This window comes from Streptomyces sp. NPDC090994 (assembly GCF_044768905.1).
In the GTDB taxonomy this organism is placed as follows: domain Bacteria; phylum Actinomycetota; class Actinomycetes; order Streptomycetales; family Streptomycetaceae; genus Streptomyces.
In genome coordinates, this window is sequence record NZ_JBIVWS010000005.1 from 291,105 (window position 1) to 316,638 (window position 25,534).

A 25,534-nucleotide genomic window follows, 5' to 3' on the forward strand; every position below is an offset into this window, starting at 1 on the left:
ACCTCAGCGGGTACGCAGCCCTCGTCGCGCCGCGTTGATGACGTTCTGCGCGTCGACGCCGTACGCCGCGGACTCGCGCAGCGTTCTCCAGGTCCGCCGGTACGTGTCGACGCTCGCCTCGTCGTCGATCCACAACTCCGCGTGCCAGTTCTCGACAATCACCTGACGGTCGTCGTAGATCCAGAAAGCGGTGGCCGGAGGGATCTTGAGCGGGGCGGACAACGGGATGACTCCCAGTTCGACCGTGTCCAGGCCAATGGTCCCCAGCAGGCGGTCGAGCTGGGCCGCGAGCACCGACGGCGGACAGACCAGGGAGTGAAGGGCGGCTTCCCACAGAATGAGGTGAAAGCGCTTCGCGGAGTCGTACAGCGCTTCTTGCCTCTTCATTCGGGACCGGACCGCTTCCTCTGTGTCGCGCGGCGACCGCTGTAGCTCCGCGTACTGCGTGAAGACCGCCCGGGCGTAGTCCGGAGTCTGGAGTAACCCGAAGATCATCGACGACTCCCAGCCGTGGAAGACCGAGGCGTCGGCATGGGCCCTCAGGTGGATGTCCTGGACCGCCTTGTGCCCCGAGGCGAGCTGACGCCGCCATGACCGGATGTGGGACTCGAAGCCGCGAAGGCGCGCGACCAGCTCGTCGTATGCCTCCGCCTGGCCGGTTGCCTCCGCCCACTTGCGCAAGTCATCGGGCGTCGGGGTCTGTCTGCCGTTCTCCAGCCTGCTGACCTTGGACTTGTTCCACCCGTACCGGCCGGCGAGCTCAGCGCCGGTGAGCCTGCCCCCAGGGGCGGAGAGCCGGAGTTCGCGCAGCCGTACCCCGAGTGCTTCCCGTGCCTGCTGGTAGTCCGTGCTCACCGCTCCACACCTGCCTCAGTCCTCCTTCGCGGTCAGCCGTGCCGCGAACTCCTCGTACGGCACGGCATGGTGCAGCGCCGCGTCGCGCGCCCTGACGTACCGCACCACCGCAGCGGGCTCCGTGACCAGCTCCACGCTGAACAGGTGATCAGTGTCATCGAAGTTCAGCAGCGCGACCAGCCGGGAATCGAAGATCCAGAAATCTTCGGCGGGCAGACCGAGGCGGTCGGCATCCCCTCGCCGCAGATTGTGGATCACCTCGCCGACAGCGCTGTTACGGCGTGCGTTGTCGAGCAAGTAGAGCTGGCCGCTCGTGGGCGGCTCGTCGACCACGCGGACCCGCTCGAACCGCTTGCCGAGAGCCACCTGCTCGCGGCGCTCGGCGCACCAGTCCGCGTCAGCGCCCTCCCAGTCGACGGGCTCGCCACGCATGAACTGGGCATAGGTGTCGGTGAGCTCGTCCGACGCGTAGCGGCGACGCGTCTCCAGACGCCAGGCCGTGTGCTCGAACCGTGTGAAGAGCCGGTCGAACTCCTCCAGTCCGATGATGTCGGGCTCGCGCACCACCTCTTTCGGACCGAAATCGACCAACAGCTCGCGCGGTACCACGATGGGCACCTCGCCCTCGTTCAGGTGACGGAGCTGTGCGAGGTCGCCCGGGTCGGTGAGTGCGGGACCGTGAATGATGATCTCGCCCGTGTCGAGGTCCTCATGAAGGGACGGGCATCCGTTGACGCCGCTGCCTGTGCCGTTGAAACGCAGTCGTCGGGTCATGATCGCGTCCTTCCCTCGGGGTCCGGCTCCCGGAGCTTTCCCAGGACTCACGTCCGACGTGCGTGCCCCGGTCACCCTGAATCAGCAACCTCGCGCAACCTCACCGGCGTGCCGAGCAACTTCGCGCAACTCTCGTGCGCCCTGCTCATGACCGTCCCTACCGTCGCATTGCCGGCCGGACCGCAGCCAGGACCCCTGCACGACGCCGCACGCCGGGGCGGGGCGAGTCCGAACGGGAACGACACCACCTGCCATCGAAGGAGCGGCTGATGACCGTCACGCTCGACCGACCTACAACCCTCCGCACGCGGGACCCGAAGGAACTTCTCAATCTCGTCCAGCCCGAGATTCAACACCTGACGATCAACGTGCTGGACAGCGGCATGACCCTCTGGGACCGCGAGGTCGCCCTGCTGCTGCGCGACCACACCATGGTCCGCGACATGGCGGAACGCGTTCTCGGCAACGCCGTCATGTACACCGTCGGTTGCATGGAGCACCCCGAGATCCACCTGGGCGTCGGCAAACTCGTCGACATCGGCGTTCACCAGCTGATCCTCGACACCCCGGTGTGGTGGGCCCTGTGCGACGTGTACAACGAGGGCCGTTACAAGCACCACGCCCCGTTCATCGAGCGCCGCCGGGACGGCCTGTGCGTGCGTACGGCAGACTTCCTGAAGTCCATCGGCTTCGACGTCGACGAGGAGTTGTGGGCGATCGACGGAACGGACTGCTCGCCCTGCGACAACAAGGTCCCCGACAGCCACTGAACGGTCAGGCCCGCCCGCCCCTGTCTTCGCCCTCCGCGGGACAGGGGCCGGCGGCTCCTGCGAGGAGGAATCGCCTTGCCCGCACCACACGACATCGCCGCCGAGACGGAACTGTGGGACACCTTCGCCGCCTCCGCCTTCAAGGACGACATGGAACCCGGCTTCTGCTGGACCCAGTACGCCGGTCACGGACCAGGCCCGGAACTGCTCGGGAACCCGCGTTCCGTCCTGGAGATCGGCTGCGGCACCGGCCGCGCCCTCGCCCACCTCGCTCAGCACGGCATCACCGCCCGGGGCATCGACCTGTCGCCCGTCATGGTCGAGAAGGCCACCGCGAAGTGGGCAAGCACCGGCGCGGACATCCTGTGCTCCGAAGTCCTGGAGTACCTGAGCAAGCACGAGGACGAGTACGACGCCGTCTACTCGATCTTCGGAGCGGCCTGGTTCACCGACCCCAGCCGCCTCTTCCCTCTCGTCCGCCGACGGCTCCGGCCCGGCGGCGTTCTCGTCTTCTCGCAGCCGCCCGCCATCCCCGGCGCGTACGGACCGCAGGGCATGTACAAGGGAGGCTTCGCCGGCAGGGCGACGTTCACCTACCGCTACAGCTACCGCCCGGCCGTGTGGGAGCGCCTCCTCACCCGGGCCGGTTTCGCCACGGCCGACGCGCGGGTCATCGAGGCACCTCACGCCGGCCACATCGGGACGCTGCTGGTACGGGCGGTGGCTTCGTGACAGTTTTCTGGCCACGTCAGCAGGCAGCCGCCTGGTCCCAGCGGACCTACCGCTCCCCCGGACTCCCTGCTCGCCCCCTTTTACAGCCGCGACCGAGACCGCCGAACGCGGGGCCTGGTCCACCGCGACCGGGGCACTCTCGCCGACACTCTCCGCTCAGCACCGGTCGCTCTGGATGAACCGCAGACGCCGAACGCGTATGGTCCCCCGAAGTACTGGGAGGTGTGGGTCCCGTCCCACGCCTCAGCTCACAGGTGAGGCGTCAGTGACTCAATAAAAGTGCGAGACTCTTGAAGTCGAGAGGCTCACACATGATCATCGCCTCTCCCGGAACGACCACCTTCAGGAGGAGCCGGCATGCCCCGCAGCGGCCAGAGGCGACCGCGGTTCGCCTCGCCCTTGACCTCGATCGAGATCTGCGCGGGTGCCGGGGGGCAAGCCGTCGGACTTCACAACGCAGGTTTCGATCACCGCGCTCTCGTTGAGTGGGACCCGCACGCCGCAGCCACCTTGCGGGCCAACGTAAGCGGCTGGCCCGGCTGGAATCAGCATAAAGCTGACGAGATCCGCCCTATGGACGTCAAGGACTTCTTGGACTCTGAGGTGCGGAAAAATCTCGGCCTTGAGCCAGGAGAACTCGACCTGCTCGCCGGCGGAGTACCATGCCCTCCGTTCTCCTTGGCCGGGCACCGGCTCGGCCCGGACGATGAGCGCGATCTTTTCCCAGCAGCGCTTGACATCATCGAGGCCCTCAGGCCGAAAGCGGTGATGATTGAGAACGTCCGAGGGATTCTGGAGCCTCCGGAAGTCTTCATTGAGTACCGGCGATCTATTATCAACACCTTGCGTGACCTTGGTTATCTAGTTCCCGATATAGATCCGGACCAGTCGCCCATCGCACAAGATGTGACCATGCGGAGGGTCTGGCGCCGGATGGATGCGAGGAACTTTGGAGTACCTCAGCTCCGGCCTCGTGCGATTCTGGTTGCTATTCATCAGAGCGCAGTGAAGCCGGAAAGTCCCGGCTTCCGATGGCCGACGGGCATAAAGGGCGCCGAGACAAGCGTATTCGAAAAGCTTGAGAAGAGCATGCTCGCGCGCTGCAAGGCGTTCTGGGACAAGAACGAGAAGGGCGAACCCGCCCGGCCCGGCGAGCGGACCGGGAAGATGGTCTTCGAGGACTGGAAGAGGCGGATCGCCCAGGCTTCGGCGGCAGGCAAGACCGTTGCCCCGACTCTCGTAGGCGGTTCCAGGAAGCACGGCGGTGCTGATCTGGGCCCCACCCGCGCCAAGCGCGCATGGGCGGAGCTCGGTGTCGACGGCATGGGAATCGCTAACGATCCCGAAGACTGTGACCCGGAACGCGATCTGTTCCGCCCTGCCGGCCCGATGCTCACTGTCGCCCAGGCAGCGGTCATCCAGGGTTTCCCGGAAGAGTGGAAGTTCCAAGGGCGGAAGACGGCTCGTTACCGCCAGGTCGGGAACGCCTTCCCGCCGCCGGTTGCCGAGGCAGTAGGACGTGCCATCGCCGCCGTTCTCCTCCCTGAATACAGCGAAGTTCTCACCAGGGACTACGAGATGGAGCCAGCGGGAACCATTCTCGTCGAGGACGTTCCGCAGCAGCTGGAGATCTCAGTCACCCCGCGTCGAGCCGCCCTCACGCCGAGCCAAGACCGTAGCGGCGATTTTGTCGGCACAGGTGTCTGACGGCTCGTGCTCCCAGAAGCGGAGCACGAGCCAGCCAGCTTCCCGGAGCCTCTTGTCGGTATCCCGGTCTCGCTCGACATTGCGGACGACTTTTTCCGACCAGTAACCGGAATTAGTCTTCGGCGGCACGTAGTGCTCAGGACACCCATGCCAGTAGCAGCCGTCGATGAACACCGCGACCTTCGCCGAACGGAAGACCATGTCCGCCGTCCGGCGAAGATCGGGGAGAGGCCGGGCAGCTACCCGGTATCGCAGGCCTGTGGCATGCACGAGCCGCCGGATGAGGATCTCTGGCTTGGTGTCGCGGCTGCGGATCGCCTGCATGTTGCGGCGGCGTGCTGCGGACGAGGCCCAGGATCCTTCCGGAGCCACCCATTCGGCTTCATGTGACACACCGCAGAGGGTAGTGCCGTCGGCCTCGCAGCACGCGGCCAGTCCTAGCGGCCTCCCATGTGACTCAGCAGCGCCTCGATGTCACTCGGTGCGAGGCCGGCCGCGACCGACGGCTCCTCCTCAAGGTCAGCGAGCTGCTGCACGGTGGGATCGTCCAGGATGCGTCCCATGAACTCCAGCTTCCGCTCCAGGCGAACGGCCACGACCTCGTCGATGGAGTTCCGGACAGCCAGGACCGTCACCCGGGTCTCCGTGTCGGGAGCGAGCCCGAGACGGTGGATCCGGTCCAGGCTCTGCAGGAACCGGCCCGCCATGAAGTCGCGGTCCACGTAGATCGCGTCGTGACAGACGTGGTGCAGGCTGATTCCCTCTCCCAGAGTCGCCGGGTTCGAGATGAGCACCATGCAGCCCGGGTCCTCCCTGAATCGGCGGAGCTGTTCCTCCCGGTCAGGAGTGCCGCCGTAGACGACAGCCGGGCTGTACTTCTCCAGCAGGCGCTCCAGCGTGGTCAGGCTCCTGACGAACGTCGTCCACACCAGCGTCTTCCGGCCCTGGGCGGCGTTCTCCGCGATGATCGCCACGGCTTCCTTGTACTTGGGCGAAAGCTCGTAGTCAGGGAGGTTCTGCATGAGCGAGTACAGCGAACTGCCCTCGGGGATCTCCATTGGCGGCAGCTGGTAAGCGAGTGGTTCGTACCGGCTGCCCCCTTCCAGGAGCAGGGCTGGGCTCGTGGCAGCCATAAGGAGGCGGAGGGCTGTTTTCCCGAGGGAACTCAGATCCTCGCGCGCGGCGCCGCTCTTCTCGCCGCCCACGATCGCCGTGTAGATCTCGTCATGCAACGGTGGCATGTCAACGTAGCGGAGGCCCAGCTGAACCGGGGGCAAGCCGAGTTCATGCTTGGTCGTACGGGTGAACAGCGGCCGGAGGACAGAGCTGGCATGCGCGAGATCCCCTCCGGCAACCGCCTGGACCACCGTGCGCTGACCGTGCCCCGGCCACACGAAGCCCAGGAGGTTCTCCAGGTCCCGTGAACCGTTAGGGGCCGGCGTACCGGTGAGAATCAGCCGCCTGGCAGCCAGCGGCCCCAACGCCATGCAGGCCGCCCCGTACGTACCTCGCGCACCCAGCTTCATCCGGTGCGCCTCGTCCAGGATGATCATGGACGGGCCCGACTTGAGCCAGCCGGCCAGCATGGACAGGGACCGGTCGAGACGCTCGTAGTTCACCACGAGCACCTCGGCCCACTGATCGAGCGACCCGTCCAGCACGTTGATCCGCAGCGGGTGGATCAGACACTCAGCAGTTTCGTAGCGCCAGGACTCGTAGGCCGACTTGGGACACACGACCAGCAGCCGACGTACCCGGCCAGCCGCCTTCTGCGCCGCGTACACGGCGAGCGCGACCCGGGTCTTACCCGCGCCGGGCACACTGAAGTTGGCGCCGTGCTGAAGCGACAGGAGCTTCGCGATGTCCCGGCGCTGGAACTCGCTGAGTTCACCCTTCCAGGTATCACCAAGAAGCGCGAGCACGTCGTCTGGCGCGACCTCGCCGGCCGTCTCCCGCCCCGCGAGCCGCTGCTGCACGGTGTGGGCGTCCTGGACCACCCCGGCCACCAGGTCCCGCAGGTCATCCGCCCACTCCACACCGGTGGGATCGGACCAAGTACCCAGCAGCCCGAGGTCCGCGAGCAGCTCGTCCAGAGAGACCGAGGCGCTCAGCGGGCCAAGCTGGCCGCCGGTACGAAACCGGGCGGCCAGCTGGACCAATTCCTGCTGGAACGATTCGGTAGTGCGCAGGACCACGCGCGTACGGGTCTCATCGAACCCGAGGCGCAGCGACTTCTCACCGTTGGTGCTGGTCACCGGGAGCCCTCCGCCGAGACCGCTTCCAGCAGCCAGGACACGCCGTCCCCGGGCTGCGGCAGCCCACGGCCGGCCTGCTGCGCGAGCTTGAGGAGACTGCCCCGCAGCTTCACCACCGCGTCATCGAACGCCTCCTCGTCCAGACTGCGGGAGGTCCGGGCCTGCACCAGGTCGCTCACACACTGGTCGATGCTCGCGCAGGCTTCCGCCAGCCGGGCCGGGGCGAGCTGCTTGCGCTTGCGCAGCCGGGCGTTGCGGCCCGCCGCCTCGATGGCCTCGTCAAACGCCCTCTTGGTGTTGTCCAAGGTGTCCTGCGCGGCGGCCTTCTGCTCGTCTCCGAGGTCCGAGGCTCCGTTCCTCACCACGGCGGCGGTACGGAGAATCTCGTCGTTCATCGCCCGGGCCTCCGCGACGACGGAGGAGGCGGCGGGCACCTCCAGGCCCAGACCGGGGATGGACACCGACTGCGGCTGGGCGGCCGTCGCACCGCCCATGGGCAGCTGCTGCTCAAGCCCCGCCTTCAGGAAGTCCTCGTTGATGTGCCGGACGTCCGTCTTGGAGAAGTTGAGCAGGATCGCGGCCAGGCGCAGTTCCTTCAGGACTTCGGCCTGGTCACGGTCGACCGTTTCCAGTTTCACGTAGAGCCGGTGGAGCTCCTTGAGACGCTCCTGCGCGCCTTCCCAGTCCACCAGGCGCAGTCCGTTGCCGCCGCCGGTGCGGCTGCGCTCGTTCAGCTCTCGGATCGTGCTGAGAATCCACCGCTCCTGGTGGTAGGTGCGGACCTGGATCCGGAAGTCTTTGGCGATCTGCTCCGGCGTCCGGCCCAGAGCCGCCTGTTCCTCCATGGCGATGAGACGGTTGATATAGGAGTAGTCGCGCCGGTGGTCCTTGCGCAGCTGCAAGGACAGCTCGACGGCGTTGATGTCGGCCCAGGTGAACGACGCCGGCAGCACGCCCACCCGCATGGACTGCGCGCCGAGTTCGCGCAGCGCGGCGGCCCGGGTGTTGCCGTTGACCAGCACCCCGTGCCGGGTCACCAGTCCGGGGTCATTCTGTCCGAACTGGTTGAGGCTGTCCTTCAGGACATCGAAGTCCTTGTCCCGCATGCTGGTGTTCTCGGGGTCCGCCTTGAGCAGGAAGCCGAGGTAGTCCTGGCTTTCCGCGCTCCAGGGGTCCTTGTCCAGCGCCGCGTCCCGCTCGGAGTCGTGGCTGCGCTGTGCCCGGATCCGGTGGGTGCCGGGGTTGTAGTAAAGGCTGCTCAGCGGCAGGTCGACCACTTCTACATGGAGCGGCTGCCCGTTCAGGTCGACGGTCACGGTTTCCCGCGTACTGCCGGCGGTCCGGGCCTCCTCCACCTTCTTGCTGACCCGCTCGCTGAATTCGTCCGCCCTCGGCGGGGCCGGAAACTCGCGCATCATCGTCATCCCGTCCTGTCTCAGTCGTCCGTACCGTCGAGCTTCTCGGCCACGGCCTTGCGTGCGTCCTCGGGCAGCGTCCGGTACCGCCCCCACAGCTTCTCCAGCGCGCTGTGGTTACGGCGGTCCGCGGCGATCCATCCGCGAATCACCCGACGCTCTACCGGCGCCAGTGACTCGATCTCCGCCAGGATGTCCGCCATGTTCACGGTGCGGTCCACGTTGCCCCGGCCGCACCGCTGGCACTCGGTGACGAGCTGGTGCACGACACTGCCGTCCGGCTGGATGACCGGCCGGCGTGCCACATTCAGCACGGCCTGTTCCAGTCCGCCGTCTCCGTAGGTCTCACCACCTGTCACACCGCACGTCCGGCAGAGGTAGCCGTCGTCCTGGAACACCTTGGCCCGCTGGGCGTTGGTGATGCTCCCCTTGTGTACGGGCGCCTTCGCCTGTCCCGGGATCCAGACGTCAGCGCCCCTGGTCCGGAAGCGGTGCTCCTGCTGGCGCAGCGTCGGGTCCTCGCGGCTCGTGGCGATCTCCCAGCCGTGGTCACGCAGGTCACGCATGCGCCGGTCGATCTGCGCCACGTCCGGGAACGCGGCCCGCAGGTCGGCCTTGGTGAAGGTGCCGTTCTCCTTCACCTCCTGGATCAGCCACAGCGCGACGCGCGCTTTGGTGCCGAGCTTGCTGGTCCCGTAGGCCGTGTCCCGCCAAGACGGCAGCGTGGTCATCCGTTCCCTCCCCATGTGGGAATTACCTGAATCCGGCCGTAGGGAACACACGTCGCATACCGGCACGAAATCTGCCATCTACTGCACAGGTGTTCACCTTCGGCCACCCCCCGCTTCAAGAGCGGCTTGTCTCCAGTGAACACCACGAATGCCGAAACTCAATCCCGTTTGGACACTTGCCTGACACAAAGCAAGCCTTGCTCATCAAAAGCAAGCACAACTCCGCTACCGCTAAGGCAGAATGAGCACAAACGTTGGCAACAGGCCTGCTGGCAGGTCGGCTTGCCAGAAACGGGGAGGTCTCACGAGCGTGCCGTACAGCAGGAACAGTCGCCCCCCATACGCGTGGGCGAAGAAGTCCTTCGGAAGTGACGTTTCACCGGCACGGCGCGAATTGGCCACGGCCCTCCAGGACCTTTGCCCGCTTCTGCTCATCGTGCCGAAGGAGGGCGGCGCGCCTACGCGGAACCCGACCCAGGGCGAGGTCGCTGACCGGCTCAAAATGTGCGAAAGCGCCCTTTCGAGGGCGCTCAGCGGAAAGGTGCTGCCGCAGCGGGGGTCGGTGGAGATCCTGTTCGAGGCGGCGAGCGCTGACGCCGCGCGGCAGGGCATCGAGGTCAGCGTCACCCTGACTGACTTGTACCAGTTGCACGCGAAGGCGGCGGCCGAGCAGAACGGTGTGATCGCCACGCAACTGAGCACGGACCTGGAGTCCGCATCACGCCAGCTCCGCTCGCTGCGGGACGAGAACAAGCAGCTCAGAAGCGCACATGAGGAGCTGCGGGCGGAGCACGAGGAGCTGCGGGCGGAGCACGAGGAGCTGCGCAAGCAAGCCGCGGTGAAGACCGGCAGCCTGCGAGTTCTCCAGCGGAAGTATGCGGTGTTGCAGCGGAGGGCCGCCTCACTGCAGGAACGGGTCAGCCTCCTCGAAGCCGGCTCACCCGCCGTCTCACCTGACGTTCCAGGCGTCGCTCCGCTGCCGGTCCCCCGTCAGGCGGGGGACCGGCAGCGGACTCAACTCGATAAGGCGGCGGCCACCAACGTCGCCAGGCGAGCGGAAGCTCTGCACGATGACGGCCGGCAACCGGACGAGGTGCTGGCGCTCCTGCGGCACACGACGGACGTCTACAGTCCGGCAGAGACTGCCTTGCTTGTTGTCCTGCTGGCACAGCAAGGCCAGCAGGATCTGATCACGGACTTGATCCATCTCTATGGACGCGACAGGCCCGAAGGTGAGGTCATGCGCGCCGCACTGGAACTGCTCATGTCCGGCGTCCCGGCCGATGCCGAGGCGCTGCTACGGACTGCCACGGAGACGCGGCGGCCGAACGGGGCACCTTAAGCCACCGCTCCCATCTCGGCTTCGAAGTGCATCTGAGCCTGGTCGAGGAGATCGTCCGGGTCGTGACCGTTGGCCATCGTCCAGTGCAGCAGATCGGCGATCAGCTCTACCGCCGATTCCCGCAGAGCCACCTCTCCTCTCCTGGCGGGCTCGAAGCGGGCGGCATCGTCGATGCCGCGGTATGAGCGCAGCACGTGTACCGCCCTTTCCAGCCGGTGGCACACGCGCCCCGCCGGCGCTGCGATCTCGCACCACACCGCCTTTCCTGCCGCCGTCAGCAACGTGCCCCACTCCTCCGCCACTGCGGCGAGCAGGTGCAGGCCGCGCCCGCATTCGTCGTCGCAGCCGGCCGCTGACAGAGACGGAACGGAGTGGCTCTTGTCGTGGACTTCTACGCGCAGTCGCTCACCGTCTCGCTCCAGGACGAGCGTGGCGGACGTGCCCTCTCCCACGTGCTTGATGACGTTCGTCGCCAGCTCCGTGACCACCAGTTCCGTTTCCTCCACGGCGTGCGGCATGCCCCACTGCCCCAGCTGGGCCGTCGCGGCCTGTCGCAGCAGCCGCACCTCGGCCGGCACCGCCTTGAAAGGCAGAACAGACCGGTGTCGGTGTTCCCTCATGTCATCACCGGGCATGCGGACTCCTCCCTCCCGTGCCACGCGGATGCTGCGCCCGCCGTGTCCGTCCGGCTGCACTGCGTAGCGGTTCGTAAGGGGAGAATGACACAGAGAAGTCTCGCCGTGTAACTTCTCACGAGAATCCATCGAGTGAATCTGATGGTGGACGGTCCCCTCGCTGCCTAGCCTGATCAGGCCCGGAGCGACCGCCCGGCGCACGCGCAGAAGGAAGTCCGCATGACCGTGAGGGCCACCACTCGCCGCCGCCAACTGGGCGCCATGCTGAGGAAATTGCGTGCCAGCAAGGGACTGACCCTGGAGGAGGCTGGACGGCTCGTAGGGGTCTCCAAAGCGACGGTGAGCCGCTACGAGACACAGGCCGGGCCGGCGAAGTGGATCGTGGTCGATGCCCTGTGCCGGGAGTACGGGGCCAGCGACGCCGAGCGTGAAGCCATCGTGCGGCTGGCCAAGGACGCCAAGCAGCAGGGCTGGTGGAGTTCGTTCGCGGACTCCATCCCGGAGAGCATGAACCTCCTCCTCACCCTTGAGGACGAGGCTCTGCGCGAGAACCACTTCTCCTGTGTGTACGTGCCTGGCCTGTTGCAGACACGGGCCTACAGCACCGCCCTCCAGAGGGCGAACGAGGTGCCTCTGCAGCCGGAGGAGATCGAGCGACTGGTCGATATCCGGATGAAGCGGCAGGAGATCCTCAGCCGCCCACGACCGCTGCAGCTGTGGGCCATCCTTGATGAGTCCGTCATCCGCCGCGTGGTCGGCTCACCGCAGACGATGAAGGAGCAGTTGGACCGGTTGCTTGAGGCCAACGAGACCCCGAACATACGGCTTCAGATGCTCCCCTTCGCGAAGGGCGCTCACGGCGCGGCCCTCGGGAGCTTCGTCGTAATCGGCGGTGCCCAGCCGGCTCTCGATGTCGTCTACGTCGACTTCCACACCGGCTCTCTCTTCCTGGAGAAAGACGAGGAACTGGAGCGTTACCGGCTTGCGTTCGAGTACCTGCAGGCACAAGCGTTGGACATGGAGGCTTCCTCAGAACTGATCCATCGCGTACGCAAGGAGCTGTAGATGCCTGCCCCAACCGCGCATCACCGTGAACTCAACTGGTTCAAATCCACCTACAGCGGAGCGAACGCGACTGAATGCCTTGAGGCTGCCTTCGTGTCACCTGGAGTGGTGATACGGGACTCCAAGCGCCGGGAGGGCGGCTGGGTCCAGTTCTCCACCCGGGCCTGGGATCAGTTCGTGACCGCCCGGAAAGTCCGCTGATCTCTGGCGGAAGATGCCCTGGTGAGTGCCCCTGCCCCCCTGTAAGAGTGGGTGACGCTGGTGGGGAGCGAGCGGGCGAACGGGGCGGCAGTGCTGAGGTGGAGACAAGTCGCGCTTCTCGGGTGTGGCCTGGCGCTCGGCCTTCTCGCAGTCGTCTCTCCACGCGAGCACGACGACGTCGTGGACGCGACCCAGTTCAGCATCGCCTTCTTCGCCACCTTGCTGACCGGCGAGGCGGTCATCTTCGCGCTGACCTTCTCGGCGGCCAGCTCCTGGCCCTCGCTGCGGGCGATAGACAGCCACATCGCCTTCCGGGAGTGGGTGCTCGTCGGCTGGCTGGCCGCTCTGTTCACCGCTTGCGGGCTGCTCGGTGACAGTGCGGTCAGCGCCACCTACGGCGCACTGCTGTTCCTGCTGGCCAATGTCTTCGGCATCTTCTCCTTCGTCCGGCTCTTCGGCCTGGCCAGCATCGGAGGGCGCAACCGGCTGCTGCGCCGCACTCTCGCCGGAGCGCTGGCCCGGCAGGGCGCGGAGGCCGCTCGTTCCCCAGGCGGGCAGGACAGTGACGCCGTCATCAACTCCTACATCGGAACCGTAAGCCAGGCCGTCACCAGCAACGACCCCACCGCGATACGGCACCTCACCAGCCAGTTGGCCGAGGCGGAGGTGCCGGCCGAGTACGCCGAGCAGGCCGTCTCCCTGCATCTGGACGTGCTGCACCGCCTCGCGCGGGCCACCTTGGTCAGCGGCGCCGATCCAACGCAGGCGGTCTCCTGTGCCCGGGTGCTGATCGATTCGTCCATCGCGCACATCCGCCGACTGACGGACCCGGCTCCGGCCCTGGGAGCGCTCAGCCGGTATCTGGCCTGGCTCGCCAACACCGCGCACCTGATGTCAGTACGCGAAGTGGCCTCCAACCGGGCGGCTCGGGAACTGGTCGCCCTGACCACCGACGCTCGCCTGAAAATCCTGCGCCGCGTGGATCCCGACCCGAAGTCCGCGGCCTCACAGGATGAACTCGGTACCCTTCTCACCACTCCTGTCCAGGCACTGCTGTGGTACGCGGATTTCACCGAGTTCCACGGCGCCCACCAGGCAAGCGCCCTGTACGGCGTGCACGAGATCCTCACCGGCACCAAGTTCATGGGGAACTACTGGGACGGCGCCTCCATCCTCAGCGAGATGCGCGACAACCTGTACGGCGCCGTCGTCTCCGTCACACCTGAGGCCAGGGACACACTCAGCGTCTTCGGCTCCGAAGAGGAGTTCGACCACTTCTGGGCGCTGGTCTCGGTGAACGCGATCGCCACACTGCGCGACGCGCGCCTGCCCCACCCACCCGAACTCATCCGCCCGGAGTTCACGCCGGATCCCCAACTGCTGGGTGCCTACTTGCGTACGTTCGCGACTCACCGGTACCTCACCACCGCCGGCGAGGCCCAAGCCGCCCTGCTGTCCCTCGTGAGCCGGGCCGACACCCCTGACTCAACCACGGCGAGGATCCGCGCCGCACGGCAGGCCCATCACTACCGGGTCCCCGTCCCCGTCATCGAACCGCATCAACGGCCGTCCGCGATGGTCCTCGCGATCGCCTGCCGCCTTGCCCCGCTAACTCCGGACGACACGGACGCCGAGCTTCGCGCGTTCCTGACCGGTCTTCCACTGCCCGCACGCAGAACGGCCGCGCGACTCGCCGCCCGTGTCCTGCCCGGTGCGGCCGGGCATCCGGATCCGGTGGACGCCGTAGCTGCTGGTCTGCGTGTCCTGCAGTTGGTCGGTGCGCACACCCGGGAAGGAACATGAGTGACTCCGGCATAGACGAAGCCGTATGGCGTGAGCGCCTGGCGGCGCTGGAATCCCCGAGCGTGTCCGCGGCCGTGGTCGTCCAGTGTGGCCAGGTCTGGCTCCAGCCGGAGTACACAGCCTTCCGCAACGAGGTCGACCGCGCCCTGATGTCGGCCCACCTGCACAGACGCACGGACCTCACGATCACCCGTGTCATCCTGCACAATCTGCCCAACGCCCCCGAGGCCCCCGCCCGCGCCGGCGCCGTCGACCGGGCTTTCGAGGAGTGGCACCACCGGCTGTCCGCCGCGATCGTCCTGCTCTCCCCCGGCCTCGCCACCCACCGGATACACCGCCTGATACTCAGAGGTGACGAGGTGGCCGCCTCCGTCCCGGATATGGTCGAGATACGCGGAGACGGTGATTGGACGGACACCCAACGAGCCCTAGCAGCCCTGCACATGATCGGCTCCGCCGGTGCCACCACAGTCCTCACGGGGTACGACGTGGATATTGACGGCCCCTTCGGCGACGCCGATCCCTCGGTCTACATGTGAGAACGGGGACGGCTCAATCGCATACTCGGATCACTTGGAGGCAAGGTGCCCTACGCCCCGGCGAGCGCAGAGGACCGCGCGTTTCTCGCCCAAGCCATCGAACTGTCCCGACGCGCCCTGGAAGACGAGGGCAAGACCCCCTTCGGAGCGCTCATCGTCATCGGTGACGAGATCGTGGGCAGGGGAACGAGCTCGGTCGTCGAACGCCAGGATCCCACCGCTCACGCTGAGGTCATGGCGTTGCGCGCGGCTGGCACCCACCTCGGGCGCCATCTCATGGAAGACGCCGTGATGTACTCCAGCAGCGAGCCATGCCCCATGTGCCTGACCGCCTGCTACTGGGCCCGGATCCCGCGCTTGGTGTACGCCGCCACCAGTCATGACGTAGCGGTGAACGGATTCGAGGACTTGCAGTACTATCGCCAACTCGCTCTCCCCAACGCGGAACGGACCCTGATCACCGAGACCGCTGTCGGCGGCGAGACCCAGGAGACAGCGGCCAAGGCACTGGCGAGCTGGGCGGACAAGCTTCCGTTCCCGGTAGAACCCAAGCTCTGACGGGCGACCGTTCGGATCTGTCCCTGTCTTAGCCGGCGTTCGCTGGCTGAGCCGCGAAGAGCGGTCAGTCGGCCGCCACCTGCCGCGACACGGCCGCCAGTTGGTCGAACGTCCGGTTCAACACCGCCCGCCGCTCCTCCTTGTAGGCCGGGGAAGGCCCCAGGTCGTCGATGGTGCGTTCCCAGACGGTCAGGAAGGTCTGCTTCCAGTCCGCGATGACCTCGGGGGCCGGCAGGCCGGTGGTGTGGCCCGCTTCGGCGAGGGTGTGGAGGAGTTCGAGGTTGCACGGTACGGCGACGCCCCAGTACTCGTCGGGTTCGATGGCGACCGGGTCGCCGGTCATGGCGTCGGTGACGTCCGAGACGAGCCGGTCGATGACGAGGGACAGGTGGTCCAGCGCCGTGTCGCTCTCGAAGTTCCCGCTGCCCCAGGTGCCCATCGCAATGTCCTCCGCGGAGTGCCGTCGTGCCGTGGGCCACATCCAAGCAGGGGGGACTGACAGCCGGCCCCGTTCGTGCGGGCCGGCCGGGACGGGCACCAGCAGCGTGGGCGCGTGAACCAGCTCCAGTGCGTTCGCCGTCTCCTCTCCCTCGACGGGGCGTGGGCGGGCCGGCCCCGGTCCTAGTACGCGAGTTCCCCCACGCCGCCGTCGACGCGCAGCACCGTGCCCGCGGTGTAGGCGGACTCGTCGGAGGCGAGGTAGACGGCCGCCTTCGCCAGCTCGGTGGTGGTGCCGAGGCGGTGGAGGGGGACGGTGCGGCGGAGTTCCTCGTAGAGGGCGGCCCGGCGTTCGGGGCCGAGGGGCGCGAACGCGTCGGTGATGGTCGGGCCCGGGCTCAGTCCGTTGACGCGGACGCCCCGGTCCTTCAGTTCGTAGGTCAGTCCGCGGGCGTAGGACAGCAGGCCGGCCTTGGCGGCGCCGTAGACCGTCGCGTTCTCGTGGCCGACGAAGGCCGAGACGGAACCGACGAGGATCACCGAGGACCGCGGCGAGAAGAGCGGCAGCAGGGATTTGATGAGGAAGAAGGGGGCTTTGAGGTTGGTGGACAGGAGCCGGTCGAACGCCTCCTCGGTCCATGCCTCGATCGGGAGATGGGTGAGGTCGGCGGCGTTGCTCATCAGGATGTCGAGCTTCGGCCACTCCTCGCGCAGCCGTGCGGCGAGCACCTCTTGGCCCGGTACGTCGCCGGCGTCGCTGACGAAGGTCAGCAGCGGGCCCCGGCCCTTGAGCTGCCGGGCGGCCTCGTCCAGCCGCTCCCGTGAGCGGCCGGTGATCGCGACGGAGGCTCCCTCGGCGAGGAACTCGCGGGCCGTCTCCAGGCCGATGCCGCTCGTCCCTCCGGTGATCAGTGCGTGCTTGCCCGCGAGGCGGCCCACGGGCTTGGTCTCCTCCCTGCTCATATCGCGGTCCGGCCGCCGTCGGCGGCGACGGTCGCGCCGGTCATGTAGCCGGCCCGGTCGCTCGCGAGGAAGGCGATCACCTGGGCCACCTCGGCCGGGTCGGAGGTGCGCTTGAGCGCCGTGGTCAGGCCCATGCCGCCCAGGTCCGGGCCCATCGCCGCGACCACCTTCGAGGTGCGCATCGGGCCCGGGGCGACGGCGTTGACCCGTACGTTCGACGCGGCGAACTCCGCCGCCCAGGTGCGGGTCAGCGACTCGACCGCCGCCTTGGTGGCGCCGTAGACGGCCATGCCCGGCATGCCGAGGCCGGCCGCGGTGGAGCTGACGTTGACGACGCTGCCGCCGCCGGCCGCGGCCATCTTCGGCGCCAGCAGGGCGGTGAGCAGGAACGGCGCGCGCACATTGACCTCGAAGGCGGCGTCGTAGGCGGCGAGGTCCTGCTCGGTGGTCGGGGCGAACGTCATGAGGCTCGCGTTGTTGATCAGGATGTCGACGGTCCCGGCCTCCTCGGCCAGTCGCCGCACGGCCGCCGGGTCGGAGAGGTCGGCCGCGACGAAACGCACGGTTCCGGTGGACCCGTCGGCGGTGGCGCGCAGGTCCGCCACGGCCTGGGCGCCGCGCTGCGGGTCGGTGCCGGTGAGGATCAGGTCGGCGCCCGCCGAGGCCAGGATCACGGCCGTCGCGTGCCCGAGTCCGCCGATCGCGCCGGAGCCGGTGATGAGTGCTGTCTTCCCTGCGAATTCCATGCGTCGCCCTTCGTGCCGGCCGGGGACGGCCGACTTCTGTGCAGCCGTTCAAGAAGTACGGAAGGGAAGCTACGACTTCTTGAACGCACCGTCAAGAAGTCGTAGGGTCGGACCGTGGCACGCACCGGACGACCCCGCGAGTTCGACAAGGACCAGACGCTGACGCGCGCGCTGGAGCTGTTCTGGTCCCGTGGCTACGGGGCGACATCGATCCAGGACCTGGTCGACGCGCTGGGCGTCGAACGCGGCAGCCTCTACGGAGCCTTCGGCGACAAGCGCCGCTTCTACCTGGACGCCGTCCGGCTCTACTGGGACGTGTACGAGCGGCACCTGACCGCCGCGCTCGACACCACCCCGCTGCTGCCGGCGCTGCGCGAGATCCTGACCCACCCGGCCCGCCTGGACGAGCTGGTCTCCGAGGCGGGCGTGCCGCAGGGCTGCCTGGTCGGCAACACCACCGCCGAACTCGTGCCCGCCGACGAGGAAGCCACGGACGTCGTCAGCCGCTCGTACCGCCGGTTCACCGACCTCGTCACCGAGGCGCTGCGCCGCGCGCAGGCCGCCGGGGAGGTCACCGACAGCGCCCGCCCCGAGGCCCAGGCGCAGCTCCTGCTCTACGTCGTCCAGGGCCTGTCGCTCGTATCGCGGGCCGGTCTCGACCGGGCCGCCGCGCTGGCCGCGATCGACACCGCGGTCGACGCGCTGCGGGCCTGACCCGGTCCGGCGGCGCCCCGCCCCGGGCGTCCGGGCTCAGCTCAGTGCCTGGGCCCCGATGACGGACAGCAGGCGGAGCTTCTCGTGGCTCTCGCTGCCGGGGACGGCGGTGTAGACGAGCAGGAAGTGCGACTGGTCCGGGTCGAGGAGGGTCTGGCAGGTCAGTTCCAGGGGGCCGACCTCGGGGTGGACGAAGTGTTTGACCTCCCTGGGGCGGATGCCGACCTCGTGGTCGTCCCAGATGCGACGGAACTCCTCGCTCCGCGCCAGCAGCAGGTCGGCGTAGTGGGCCGCGCGGGAGCCGGGGCCGCGGAGCGTGACCGCCCCGCGCAGGCCCGAGACGAACATGCGGGTGAGGAAGGCGTGCTCCTCGGGGGCGTACAGCTGGCGCGTGGCGGGGTCGGTGAACCAGCGGTAGCCGAGGCTGCGGGCCGGGCCGCTGTGGACGGTCTGGTCCCCGGTGAGCGCGATGCCGAGCGGGGTCTGCCGCAGCGTCTCGCCCAGCTCGGTGACGATCTCGGCGGGCGTGTCGTGCAGGCGGTCGAGGATGCGCAGGAGGCCGGGGGCGATGTGCTCGCCGGCCGCGCCCCTCGGGGGCGGGGTGTGTCCGGCGAGGCGGAAGAGGTGGTCGCGCTCGTCGAGGGAGAGGTGCAGGCCCTGCGCGATGGAGGCGATCATCTGCTCGGAGGGGTGGGGGCCGCGCTCGCGTTCGAGGCGCGCGTAGTAGTCCGTCGACATGTGGCACAGCGCGGCGACCTCCTCCCGGCGCAGCCCGCTCGTCCGGCGGCGCCGGCCGCGGGGCAGGCCGACGTCCTCGGGTTGCAGCGCCTCCCGGCGACGCCGCAGGAACTCCGCCAGTCCGGTCCGGTCGATCGCCGCCACACGTGCCTCCCCTCCATCGCCGTACGTACGTCCTTCGTCGTCCTTACGTACGTCCTTCGTCGTCCTTCGTCCTTCCGGTCCCCTTTCTATCGCCCGCGCGTCCCGGCAGCCACGGATCGTCGATCCCCCTCTCACCGGTTGCCGCGGCCACGGCGCCGGTCCCAGGCTCGATGACGTACCCGAACGCCAGGAGTGGGCCCATGCCACGCACCCCCATCGACATCACCGTCCCCGACCTGTCCGGCAGGCGTGCCGTCGTCACCGGAGCCAGCGACGGCATCGGGCTCGGCATCGCCACGCGGCTCGCGGCGGCCGGGGCCGAGGTGGTCCTGCCCGTCCGCAACCCGCGCAAGGGCGAGGCCGCGCTCGCCGCGATCCGCCGTACGGTCCCGCACGCCCAGGTGTCGCTGCGCGAACTGGACCTGTCCTCGCTCGCCTCCGTGGCCGCCCTCGGCGAGACGCTGCGGGAGGAGGGCCGGCCGGTCCACCTCCTCGTCAACAACGCCGGCATCATGACCCCGCCCGACCGGCAGACGACGGCCGACGGGTTCGAGCTGCAGTTCGGCACCAACCACCTCGGCCACTTCGCCCTGGTCGCCCACCTGCTGCCGCTGCTGCGCGCGGGCCAGGCACGCGTGACCTCGCAGGTCAGCGTCGCGGCCAACCAGGGCACCATCAACTGGGACGACCTGAACTGGGAACGCTCCTACGACGGCATGAAGGCGTACAGCCAGTCGAAGATCGCGTTCGGGCTCTTCGCCCTCGAACTCGACCGGCGCAGCCAGGCCCACGGCTGGGGCATCACCAGCAACCTCTCCCACCCCGGCGTCGCCCCGACCAGCCTGCTGGCCGCCCGCCCCGAGGTCGGACGCGCCAAGGACACGATGGGCGTACGGCTGATCCGGGTGCTGTCCGCCCGCGGCATCGTCGTCGGCACGGTCCGCACCGCCCAGCTTCCCGCCCTCTACGCCGCCACCTCGCCCGACGCCGAGCGGGGCGGGTTCTACGGGCCGCGCGGCCCGGGGCACCTGGGCGGCGCCCCCGGGAAGCAGAAGCTCTACTCGCGGCTGCGCGGCACGGAGGAGGCGCGGCGGGTGTGGCGGGTCTCCGAGGAGCTCACGGGAGTCGCCTGTCCCCGCAGTTGAGGTCGGGTGAGGTCAACTGACCGCCGTGGACGGCGGGTTACGGCAGGCCGGAAGGTGCGGCACGGAAAGTGGCCGCGCCAACACGCCTCGCGGCAGCCGCGAAGAGTTTCCCCACCGCACCGCTTCTGTTAGCCGAACCTGGTTACCTTCGCGGCCACGCCCGGTCCGGCACAGGAGAGGTATGTCCATGAGCACTCCGGTCCATCGTGTCCCGACACGGCAGTCCTCGGCCATCGTGACGGCGGTCCGGCAGCGCCAGGAGCAGGAGCGGAACGGGAGTTCATCCGGGACCCCGGTGCAGCGCGCCCTGCTGCAGATGCAGTCCAGCGCCGGCAACCGGGCCGCGACGGCGGCGGTGCAGCGCAGCCGGAGTGCGACGCTGGAGAGGGCCCCGGCGGAGACCGAGACACCGGCGCCGGAGACACCGGTGGCGGCGGCGGAGACACCGGTGGCGGCGGCGGAGACACCGGCGGCGGCAACCCAGACGGCCGGGACCGGTGGCGCGGCCGACAAGAAGAAGAAGCGGAAGCGCGACTGGGCCAAGCCGCTCGTCGACAGGTACAAGAAGTACGCCGAGCAGCTCGACGCCTGGGTCAAGGGCGTGCAGACCCCCACCAACGCGGGCGTCAGCCAGACGGCCACCGCCGCGGGCGACGCCACCGCCGCGCACGGCTCCGCCGCCTCGGGTGTCTCCGCCGGGTCGGAGAACCTCGCCGCGGAGCTCGGCAACGCCGGCCTCAGCACCTTGGACGCCGTACTGGCCCTTGAGGACGCCAAGAAGGCCGGCAAGGGGGCCAAGTACCACACGGCGATGAAGAAGGCCAAGGTCAAGGGGACCGACGCGGCCGTCGCCACCGTCAACTCGGGCAGCTACGCCGCGGCCATCGCCAGGGAGGCGGACAAGCTCAGGGAGGCGGCGAACGCCGCGATGTCCGCCGAGGCGAGCGGTTCCCTCAGCGCGGTCGTCGGCACGGCGAAGGGCGCCCGCTCGACACGGCGCGTCACGAGGGCCATCCGCAGGTACAAGGATCTGAAAGCGCTCGGAGATCCCCGTACCGTCCACGAGGCGTCACTGGCCGAGCTGCGGGAGGCCGTGCGGGCGTCCAAGGAGAGGGTGGCCGCGGCGAACGCCAAGGTGGTGGCCGAGCGGACCGGTCCCGAACCTCACGAGGAGGACTTCGCCGCGGACTTCGCCGCGTACTTCGCGGACTTCGAAGCGCTCAAACTCGAAATGGAACGCGCCCGTGAGGCCGCCTTGGCACTGGAGAGCGCCGAGGCGGCCAGCGTGGACGTCGAGACGCTGTCCTCGGCGCAGAAGTACGCGCGCAAGAAGACGGGGTACCGGATCGCCAAGGAATCGGTCAGCGGCGTGGGCGAGACCACCAAGGCCGCGGCCGGCGCCGTGGGGGTGGCCGTCGCGGCGGGGGCGCTGGCGAGCACCCCGGTCGGCTGGGGTCTCGCCGCGGGCGGCGGTGGTCTCCTGCTCCTCCTCGCCGGTTACAAGGGGGTCAAGGCGGTCAGGGGGCGTTACAACGAGAAGCGCCACCCCGAACTGCACGGGGAGCGGGACGAGGACGGGCAGTTCCCGGAGGCCGCGTCCGAGAAGGAGGCGTGGAAGCACGCCCTCGCGTTCTGGCGGAAGGTGGAGAACGGCCCACGCCAGGCCAAGGCGCGCGAGATCTACCGTCTGGCGGCGGGTCCCCTCGTCCCCGGGAGCGCCGACACGGCCGCCCAGACGCGGAAGGACGCCCGGGACCTCCTCAAGGTGCTCAAGTGCGGTCCGGGCGACCACAAGCTGACCGAGGAGGCGTGGGAGAACAGCCTGAACGACCCGGCCCAGAAGACCAACTGGATCAAGGAGATCACCGAGCAGCTGGCCTCCGGGTGACCCGGAAGGGTTGTCGCGTGCCGTCCTCGGGGGCGGCTCTCCCGCCGGTCAGGAGAGCCGCCCCCGAGGCGTCGTGGACGACCGGTCGTCTCAGCCGAACATGCCGGGCTCGTAGCCCCCGGCCGGCTGACGGACGATCACGTTGACGCGGTTGTAGGCGTTGATGACCGCGATCAGGGAGATCAGGGCGGCGAGCTGGTCCTCGTCGTAGTGCTTGGCCGCCACGGCCCACGTCTCGTCGCTGACGCCGGTGGGCGAGTCGGCGAGGCGGGTGCCCTCCTCGGTGAGGGCCAGGGCGGCGCGCTCGGCGTCGGTGAAGACCGTGGCCTCGCGCCAGGCGGCGATCAGGTTGAGGCGGGTCGGGGTCTCGCCGGCCGCCGTGGCGTCCTTGGTGTGCATGTCGGTGCAGAAGCCGCAGCCGTTGATCTGGCTGGCGCGGATCTTCACCAGCTCCTGGGTGGTGTGCGGGAGGGACGAGTCCGTCAGGACCTTGCCCGCCCCGTTGAGGTGGCCGAAGAGCTTCCTGGAGACCGGGTTGGCGAACAGGTCGAGTCGGGCGGCGTTCATGGGTTCCTCCGGGTCGGTGTCATCGGTCGGTACACCCACATGACGGAGGGGACGCGGGGAGTGTGACAGGCCGCGTCACTTTTCCCGGGCCGCTCGGGCGAGGAGGCGGTTCAGGGCCGCCGTCGTCTCCCCGGGGCGTTCGTCCAGGAGCCAGTGGCCGGTGCCGTGCAGCATCGTGAGGTCGGCCCGGGGGATGCGGGCGGCGAGTTCGGTGGCGATGGCGGGGCTGAGGTAGGTGTCCTCGCGGCCCCAGACGATCGCGGTCGGGCAGGTGATCTCACCGAGGCGGCGGCGCAGCCCGGGGCGGGTGGCCGTGCGGTAGTCGGCGAAGAAGTGCAGGAGCCGGCGGCGGCCCTCGGCGGTGCGCATCCAGTCGGTGTAGGTGGCGAGCGTCGCCTCGTCCAGGTGACCGGCGCGCAGGAGGGGGGTGAGGGCGAGGCGGTGGAGGGCCGCGAAGGGGAGGTGGCGGGCGACGGAGCGCAGGGCGGGGACGCGGCCGGCCAGCGTGAGGAGGGTGAAGACGGTGTACCAGGGGGTGGTGAAGGAGGAGTGGGCGCGGCTGTTGAGGAGGGCCAGGCGGCGGACCCGGGAGGGGTGGGCCTGGGTGAAGCCGAGGGCGAGGAAGCCGCCGTAGTCGTGGCCGAAGAGGTTGGCGGAGTCGATGCCGAGGGCGTCGAGGAGGCGGCCCACGCGGGCGACCTCCGTGACGTAGTCGAAGGACAGGTGGAAGGGGTGGTCGGAGGCGCCCCAGCCGAGGAGGTCGGGTGCGATGACGCGGTGGGTGCGGGCCAGGAGCGGGATCTGGTGGCGCCAGCAGCGGTGGTTGGCGGGGTAGCCGTGCAGGAGGAGGATCGGTTCGGCATCGGGCGGACCGGCCTGCCAGTAGGCGACGCGGGCGCCGTCGACCACGGCCGTGCGGCGCTCTCCCTCTCCCCGGTCCCACTGTCCTTCCCTGTTCGCGTTCATGTCGGTCTCCTGCGCGGGCATGCCGCCTCCTCGTCGTCGTACACGGCGCCGTCGTACGTCCTCGTACGTCGTCGTACGTCCTGGTACATGGACGCGCCGAAGGTTCAACGATCAAGGGATGCGCTGTGCACCAGTTTGTTCACTCGTACGGGTGATTCGGCGGGGCTGTGGCAGCGCGCGAGGCAAGCGGTGGGGCGAGGGCGCTCCGGCGACGGGCGGCGGCCACCGTCGGCCCCGCGGTGTGCGGAGGAACGGTGGCCGGTCTCCCGGGGAGGCGGGTTCAGGCGGCGGGGGTCAGGTCCGCCCGGCCGAAGAGGAGGGCGTAGCCGGGCGGGAGGCGGTCCAGGATGCGGGTGGTCAGGTCGTCGCCGATCAGGGGCGGCAGGACGCTGAGCACGGAGCTGACGTCCCAGCGGGCGGTGGCCGGGGTCGCGCCCTCGATGCGCGCGGCGACCGAGTCGACGAACTCGGGGGCGGTCAGCGGTCGGGTGGCCGGGATCTGGGAGGCGACCACTCTGGCGGCCTCCTCCGGCAGGGCCCGGGCCAGGTCGACCCGTTCGTCGCCGACGACGTGGCCGCCGAGGGCGGAGAGGACGATGCGGGTGACGCGTTCCGCCTCCGGCCGGGTCGGGTAGCGGCCGGCCTCGCGCACCTCCTCGACCAGGTCGTCCCAGGCGGGGCGGGACGCCGGGGGCGCGGTCACCGCCGGGGCCGGGGCCGCCGGGGCCGGGATCGAGGCCGCCGGGGCCGGGATCGAGGCCGTCGGGGCCGGGATCGAGGCCGTCGGGGCGGGGGCCGGGGCCGAAGCCGGGGTCGTGCTCGGCATCGTCGTCACGGTCATGTGGGGGCTTCTCCTCCGTTTCGGGCGGGTGCGGGGTCGGCGAGGGCGCGTCCCGCGGGGCCGCCATGAGTCGGGTGCCCGCGGGACGCCGCGTGAGTCGTCAGCCGCTGATCTGCTTGCGGTCGCCGCCGCCCGTGATCTGGATGCGGCGCGGCTTGGCCTGCTCGGCGACCGGGATGCGCAGGGTGAGGACGCCCGCGTCGTACGAGGCGTCGATGCGCTCCGTGTCGAGGGTCTCGCCGAGGAACAGCTGGCGGGTGAAGGTGCCGGTGGGCCGCTCGGCGACGACGGTCTCGGCGCCCTCGGGGGCGGGGGACCGGCGCTCGGCGCGGACGTTGAGGACGTTGCGTTCGACGTCCAGCTCGATCGACTCGGGGTCGATGCCGGGGAGGTCGAAGTGGACGATGAAGTCGTCTCCGGACCGGTAGGCGTCCATCGGCATCGCCGACGGGCGGGCGGTGGTGTTGAAGACCTGCTGGGTGAGCCGGTCCAGCTCGCGGAACGGGTCCGTGCGCATGAGCATCACAGTTCTCTCCTCTCCACAGGGTCTGTGCGATGCCCTCGGTACGTCTTCTTATATAGCTCGCGGGAGGAAAGTTGACAAGCCTGGGCTCAGGTATGGGGTTGCCGTCCGTGTTGTCGCAGGTGGGGGTTAGCCTCGGGGCATGACTCCAAGGATTCCCAGTGCCCTGGTCGCCGCCGGCGGACTCGTCGGCGGGTACGGCGTCGCCCGCTGGACCAAGAAGCGTCAGCTCGGGGGTGTCGTGCTCGCCGCCGCCGGGACGGTCGCTGCGGCGCAGTGGCGGCAGCGGGCGGGCGGCAAGGCGGCGGGGGCGCTCGGCGCCGCGTACGTCGCGGCGTTCGCGGGGTCGCACCCGCTGGCCAAGAAGGTGGGCGCCTGGCCGTCGGTGTGCGGCGTCGCGGGCGCGGTCGCGCTGGCGTCCTGGGCGGTGGCCGACCGGCGGGGCTGAGCCTCGCCGGTCGCGGTTCCCGCGTACGCCC

At 69.1% G+C, this 25,534-nt stretch carries 28 protein-coding genes; 13 read left to right on the forward strand and 15 right to left on the reverse strand.

The genetic code is table 11. From position 1 onward, the window contains the following. Positions 1 to 3: 3 nt before the first annotated feature. Positions 4 to 855, reverse strand: coding sequence for a helix-turn-helix domain-containing protein (locus ACIQR3_RS14165; RefSeq protein WP_403538195.1), 852 nt, complete (start codon positions 853 to 855; stop codon positions 4 to 6). Between the two features lie 15 nt (positions 856 to 870). Next, a complete protein-coding gene (locus ACIQR3_RS14170) occupies positions 871 to 1,629 on the reverse strand; it encodes a DUF6879 family protein (RefSeq protein ID WP_403538196.1) in 759 nt (252 codons plus the stop codon). A gap of 269 nt (positions 1,630 to 1,898) precedes the next feature. On the opposite strand from ACIQR3_RS14170, the gene ACIQR3_RS14175 reads away from it, so the two are divergent. The 3 genes from ACIQR3_RS14175 (at position 1,899) to ACIQR3_RS14185 (ending at position 4,838) form a co-directional block, all read left to right on the forward strand. Beyond that, positions 1,899 to 2,399: a hypothetical protein gene (locus ACIQR3_RS14175; RefSeq protein WP_403538197.1), complete on the forward strand. Its 501-nt coding sequence runs from the start codon at positions 1,899 to 1,901 to the stop codon at positions 2,397 to 2,399. A gap of 75 nt (positions 2,400 to 2,474) precedes the next feature. Beyond that, on the forward strand, positions 2,475 to 3,131 hold the full coding sequence (locus tag ACIQR3_RS14180; protein WP_403538199.1) for a class I SAM-dependent methyltransferase: 657 nt from the start codon (positions 2,475 to 2,477) through the stop codon (positions 3,129 to 3,131). Between the two features lie 357 nt (positions 3,132 to 3,488). Next, complete coding sequence (locus ACIQR3_RS14185) at positions 3,489 to 4,838, forward strand: DNA cytosine methyltransferase (RefSeq protein WP_403538200.1); 1,350 nt, start codon at positions 3,489 to 3,491, stop codon at positions 4,836 to 4,838. Here the strand turns inward: ACIQR3_RS14185 and ACIQR3_RS14190 are convergent. The 4 genes from ACIQR3_RS14190 to ACIQR3_RS14205 are packed head-to-tail and all read right to left on the reverse strand — an operon-like array spanning position 4,764 to position 9,239. Beyond that, the gene (locus tag ACIQR3_RS14190) at positions 4,764 to 5,231 is read right to left on the reverse strand and encodes a very short patch repair endonuclease (protein ID WP_403538202.1); all 468 of its coding nucleotides are present in this window, start codon (positions 5,229 to 5,231) and stop codon (positions 4,764 to 4,766) included. The two genes, ACIQR3_RS14185 and ACIQR3_RS14190, sit on opposite strands and share 75 nt — an antisense overlap. A 44-nt stretch (positions 5,232 to 5,275) precedes the next feature. Then, entirely contained in the window at positions 5,276 to 7,093 is a 1,818-nt protein-coding gene (locus tag ACIQR3_RS14195) for a DEAD/DEAH box helicase (RefSeq protein ID WP_403538203.1), read from the reverse strand. Further along, positions 7,090 to 8,517 carry a hypothetical protein gene (locus ACIQR3_RS14200; RefSeq protein ID WP_403538204.1) on the reverse strand — a complete coding sequence of 476 codons (1,428 nt, stop codon included), beginning with the start codon at positions 8,515 to 8,517 and terminating at the stop codon, positions 7,090 to 7,092. The genes ACIQR3_RS14195 and ACIQR3_RS14200 overlap by 4 nt, the downstream gene beginning before the upstream one ends. A gap of 11 nt (positions 8,518 to 8,528) precedes the next feature. Next, positions 8,529 to 9,239 carry a hypothetical protein gene (locus ACIQR3_RS14205; protein WP_403538206.1) on the reverse strand — a complete coding sequence of 237 codons (711 nt, stop codon included), beginning with the start codon at positions 9,237 to 9,239 and terminating at the stop codon, positions 8,529 to 8,531. Between the two features lie 310 nt (positions 9,240 to 9,549). Here ACIQR3_RS14205 and ACIQR3_RS14210 point away from each other — a divergent pair, with 310 nt between their 5' ends. Then, the gene (locus ACIQR3_RS14210) at positions 9,550 to 10,581 is read left to right on the forward strand and encodes a hypothetical protein (RefSeq protein ID WP_403538208.1); all 1,032 of its coding nucleotides are present in this window, start codon (positions 9,550 to 9,552) and stop codon (positions 10,579 to 10,581) included. Here the strand turns inward: ACIQR3_RS14210 and ACIQR3_RS14215 are convergent. Further along, positions 10,578 to 11,216 (reverse strand): ATP-binding protein, encoded by a 639-nt coding sequence (locus ACIQR3_RS14215; RefSeq protein ID WP_403538210.1) that lies wholly within the window; start codon positions 11,214 to 11,216, stop codon positions 10,578 to 10,580. The genes ACIQR3_RS14210 and ACIQR3_RS14215 overlap by 4 nt on opposite strands. 219 nt (positions 11,217 to 11,435) lie before the next feature. Here ACIQR3_RS14215 and ACIQR3_RS14220 point away from each other — a divergent pair, with 219 nt between their 5' ends. The 5 genes from ACIQR3_RS14220 to ACIQR3_RS14240 all read left to right on the forward strand — a co-directional run bounded on the left by ACIQR3_RS14220 (position 11,436) and on the right by ACIQR3_RS14240 (position 15,382). Continuing rightward, positions 11,436 to 12,281, forward strand: coding sequence for a helix-turn-helix domain-containing protein (locus ACIQR3_RS14220; protein WP_403538212.1), 846 nt, complete (start codon positions 11,436 to 11,438; stop codon positions 12,279 to 12,281). Next, positions 12,282 to 12,482 (forward strand): DUF397 domain-containing protein, encoded by a 201-nt coding sequence (locus ACIQR3_RS14225; RefSeq protein ID WP_403538214.1) that lies wholly within the window; start codon positions 12,282 to 12,284, stop codon positions 12,480 to 12,482. A 180-nt stretch (positions 12,483 to 12,662) separates the two neighbouring features. Beyond that, positions 12,663 to 14,285 carry a hypothetical protein gene (locus ACIQR3_RS14230; protein WP_403538216.1) on the forward strand — a complete coding sequence of 541 codons (1,623 nt, stop codon included), beginning with the start codon at positions 12,663 to 12,665 and terminating at the stop codon, positions 14,283 to 14,285. Continuing rightward, positions 14,282 to 14,824, forward strand: coding sequence for a hypothetical protein (locus ACIQR3_RS14235; RefSeq protein WP_403538218.1), 543 nt, complete (start codon positions 14,282 to 14,284; stop codon positions 14,822 to 14,824). The genes ACIQR3_RS14230 and ACIQR3_RS14235 overlap by 4 nt, the downstream gene beginning before the upstream one ends. Positions 14,825 to 14,869: 45 nt before the next feature. Then, on the forward strand, positions 14,870 to 15,382 hold the full coding sequence (locus ACIQR3_RS14240; RefSeq protein WP_403538219.1) for a nucleoside deaminase: 513 nt from the start codon (positions 14,870 to 14,872) through the stop codon (positions 15,380 to 15,382). Between the two features lie 64 nt (positions 15,383 to 15,446). On the opposite strand, the gene ACIQR3_RS14245 is transcribed toward ACIQR3_RS14240, so the two are convergent. The 3 genes from ACIQR3_RS14245 to ACIQR3_RS14255 all read right to left on the reverse strand — a co-directional run bounded on the left by ACIQR3_RS14245 (position 15,447) and on the right by ACIQR3_RS14255 (position 17,529). Next, positions 15,447 to 15,821, reverse strand: a complete 375-nt coding sequence (locus ACIQR3_RS14245) for a DUF4259 domain-containing protein (protein ID WP_403538221.1) — start codon at positions 15,819 to 15,821, stop codon at positions 15,447 to 15,449. Positions 15,822 to 16,003: 182 nt separating this feature from the next. Continuing rightward, a complete protein-coding gene (locus ACIQR3_RS14250; protein ID WP_403538449.1) occupies positions 16,004 to 16,759 on the reverse strand; it encodes an SDR family oxidoreductase in 756 nt (251 codons plus the stop codon). Between the two features lie 20 nt (positions 16,760 to 16,779). Beyond that, a complete protein-coding gene (locus tag ACIQR3_RS14255) occupies positions 16,780 to 17,529 on the reverse strand; it encodes an SDR family NAD(P)-dependent oxidoreductase (protein WP_403538222.1) in 750 nt (249 codons plus the stop codon). Positions 17,530 to 17,643: 114 nt separating this feature from the next. Between ACIQR3_RS14255 and ACIQR3_RS14260 the strand changes: the two genes are divergently transcribed. Beyond that, positions 17,644 to 18,243 (forward strand): TetR/AcrR family transcriptional regulator, encoded by a 600-nt coding sequence (locus tag ACIQR3_RS14260; RefSeq protein ID WP_403538224.1) that lies wholly within the window; start codon positions 17,644 to 17,646, stop codon positions 18,241 to 18,243. 36 nt (positions 18,244 to 18,279) lie between these two features. Here ACIQR3_RS14260 and ACIQR3_RS14265 read toward each other — a convergent pair whose 3' ends face one another. Next, positions 18,280 to 19,125 carry a helix-turn-helix transcriptional regulator gene (locus tag ACIQR3_RS14265; protein WP_403538226.1) on the reverse strand — a complete coding sequence of 282 codons (846 nt, stop codon included), beginning with the start codon at positions 19,123 to 19,125 and terminating at the stop codon, positions 18,280 to 18,282. A gap of 200 nt (positions 19,126 to 19,325) precedes the next feature. On the opposite strand from ACIQR3_RS14265, the gene ACIQR3_RS14270 reads away from it, so the two are divergent. Continuing rightward, positions 19,326 to 20,270, forward strand: coding sequence for an SDR family oxidoreductase (locus ACIQR3_RS14270; protein WP_403538228.1), 945 nt, complete (start codon positions 19,326 to 19,328; stop codon positions 20,268 to 20,270). Positions 20,271 to 20,457: 187 nt separating this feature from the next. Beyond that, entirely contained in the window at positions 20,458 to 22,158 is a 1,701-nt protein-coding gene (locus tag ACIQR3_RS14275; protein WP_403538230.1) for a hypothetical protein, read from the forward strand. A 90-nt stretch (positions 22,159 to 22,248) separates the two neighbouring features. Here the strand turns inward: ACIQR3_RS14275 and ACIQR3_RS14280 are convergent, their stop codons facing one another. From ACIQR3_RS14280 to ACIQR3_RS14295, 4 genes are all read right to left on the reverse strand, one after another. Beyond that, positions 22,249 to 22,725: a carboxymuconolactone decarboxylase family protein gene (locus ACIQR3_RS14280; protein ID WP_403538232.1), complete on the reverse strand. Its 477-nt coding sequence runs from the start codon at positions 22,723 to 22,725 to the stop codon at positions 22,249 to 22,251. A 75-nt stretch (positions 22,726 to 22,800) separates the two neighbouring features. Then, complete coding sequence (locus ACIQR3_RS14285) at positions 22,801 to 23,712, reverse strand: alpha/beta fold hydrolase (RefSeq protein ID WP_403538233.1); 912 nt, start codon at positions 23,710 to 23,712, stop codon at positions 22,801 to 22,803. 259 nt (positions 23,713 to 23,971) lie between these two features. Continuing rightward, positions 23,972 to 24,532, reverse strand: coding sequence for a DUF2267 domain-containing protein (locus ACIQR3_RS14290; protein WP_403538235.1), 561 nt, complete (start codon positions 24,530 to 24,532; stop codon positions 23,972 to 23,974). Between the two features lie 100 nt (positions 24,533 to 24,632). Further along, positions 24,633 to 25,055: an Hsp20/alpha crystallin family protein gene (locus ACIQR3_RS14295; protein WP_215166505.1), complete on the reverse strand. Its 423-nt coding sequence runs from the start codon at positions 25,053 to 25,055 to the stop codon at positions 24,633 to 24,635. 142 nt (positions 25,056 to 25,197) lie between these two features. On the opposite strand from ACIQR3_RS14295, the gene ACIQR3_RS14300 reads away from it, so the two are divergent. Continuing rightward, positions 25,198 to 25,503 carry a hypothetical protein gene (locus ACIQR3_RS14300; protein WP_215166504.1) on the forward strand — a complete coding sequence of 102 codons (306 nt, stop codon included), beginning with the start codon at positions 25,198 to 25,200 and terminating at the stop codon, positions 25,501 to 25,503. The last annotated feature ends 31 nt before the right edge of the window (positions 25,504 to 25,534 follow it).

Excerpts from the sequence above, each read along its gene's own strand:
- ACIQR3_RS14185 (WP_403538200.1), top strand. The coding sequence starts at position 3,489 with ATGCCCCGCAGCGGCCAGAGGCGACCGCGGTTCGCCTCGCCCTTGACC.
- ACIQR3_RS14225 (WP_403538214.1), top strand. The coding sequence starts at position 12,282 with ATGCCTGCCCCAACCGCGCATCACCGTGAACTCAACTGGTTCAAATCC.
- ACIQR3_RS14295 (WP_215166505.1), bottom strand. The coding sequence starts at position 25,055 with ATGCTCATGCGCACGGACCCGTTCCGCGAGCTGGACCGGCTCACCCAG.
- ACIQR3_RS14170 (WP_403538196.1), bottom strand. The coding sequence starts at position 1,629 with ATGACCCGACGACTGCGTTTCAACGGCACAGGCAGCGGCGTCAACGGA.
- ACIQR3_RS14175 (WP_403538197.1), top strand. The coding sequence starts at position 1,899 with ATGACCGTCACGCTCGACCGACCTACAACCCTCCGCACGCGGGACCCG.
- ACIQR3_RS14275 (WP_403538230.1), top strand. The coding sequence starts at position 20,458 with ATGAGCACTCCGGTCCATCGTGTCCCGACACGGCAGTCCTCGGCCATC.
- ACIQR3_RS14280 (WP_403538232.1), bottom strand. The coding sequence starts at position 22,725 with ATGAACGCCGCCCGACTCGACCTGTTCGCCAACCCGGTCTCCAGGAAG.
- ACIQR3_RS14255 (WP_403538222.1), bottom strand. The coding sequence starts at position 17,529 with ATGGAATTCGCAGGGAAGACAGCACTCATCACCGGCTCCGGCGCGATC.
- ACIQR3_RS14200 (WP_403538204.1), bottom strand. The coding sequence starts at position 8,517 with ATGACGATGATGCGCGAGTTTCCGGCCCCGCCGAGGGCGGACGAATTC.
- ACIQR3_RS14215 (WP_403538210.1), bottom strand. The coding sequence starts at position 11,216 with ATGCCCGGTGATGACATGAGGGAACACCGACACCGGTCTGTTCTGCCT.
- ACIQR3_RS14290 (WP_403538235.1), bottom strand. The coding sequence starts at position 24,532 with ATGACCGTGACGACGATGCCGAGCACGACCCCGGCTTCGGCCCCGGCC.
- ACIQR3_RS14205 (WP_403538206.1), bottom strand. The coding sequence starts at position 9,239 with ATGACCACGCTGCCGTCTTGGCGGGACACGGCCTACGGGACCAGCAAG.
- ACIQR3_RS14245 (WP_403538221.1), bottom strand. The coding sequence starts at position 15,821 with ATGGGCACCTGGGGCAGCGGGAACTTCGAGAGCGACACGGCGCTGGAC.
- ACIQR3_RS14270 (WP_403538228.1), top strand. The coding sequence starts at position 19,326 with ATGCCACGCACCCCCATCGACATCACCGTCCCCGACCTGTCCGGCAGG.
- ACIQR3_RS14235 (WP_403538218.1), top strand. The coding sequence starts at position 14,282 with ATGAGTGACTCCGGCATAGACGAAGCCGTATGGCGTGAGCGCCTGGCG.
- ACIQR3_RS14220 (WP_403538212.1), top strand. The coding sequence starts at position 11,436 with ATGACCGTGAGGGCCACCACTCGCCGCCGCCAACTGGGCGCCATGCTG.
- ACIQR3_RS14300 (WP_215166504.1), top strand. The coding sequence starts at position 25,198 with ATGACTCCAAGGATTCCCAGTGCCCTGGTCGCCGCCGGCGGACTCGTC.
- ACIQR3_RS14285 (WP_403538233.1), bottom strand. The coding sequence starts at position 23,712 with ATGCCCGCGCAGGAGACCGACATGAACGCGAACAGGGAAGGACAGTGG.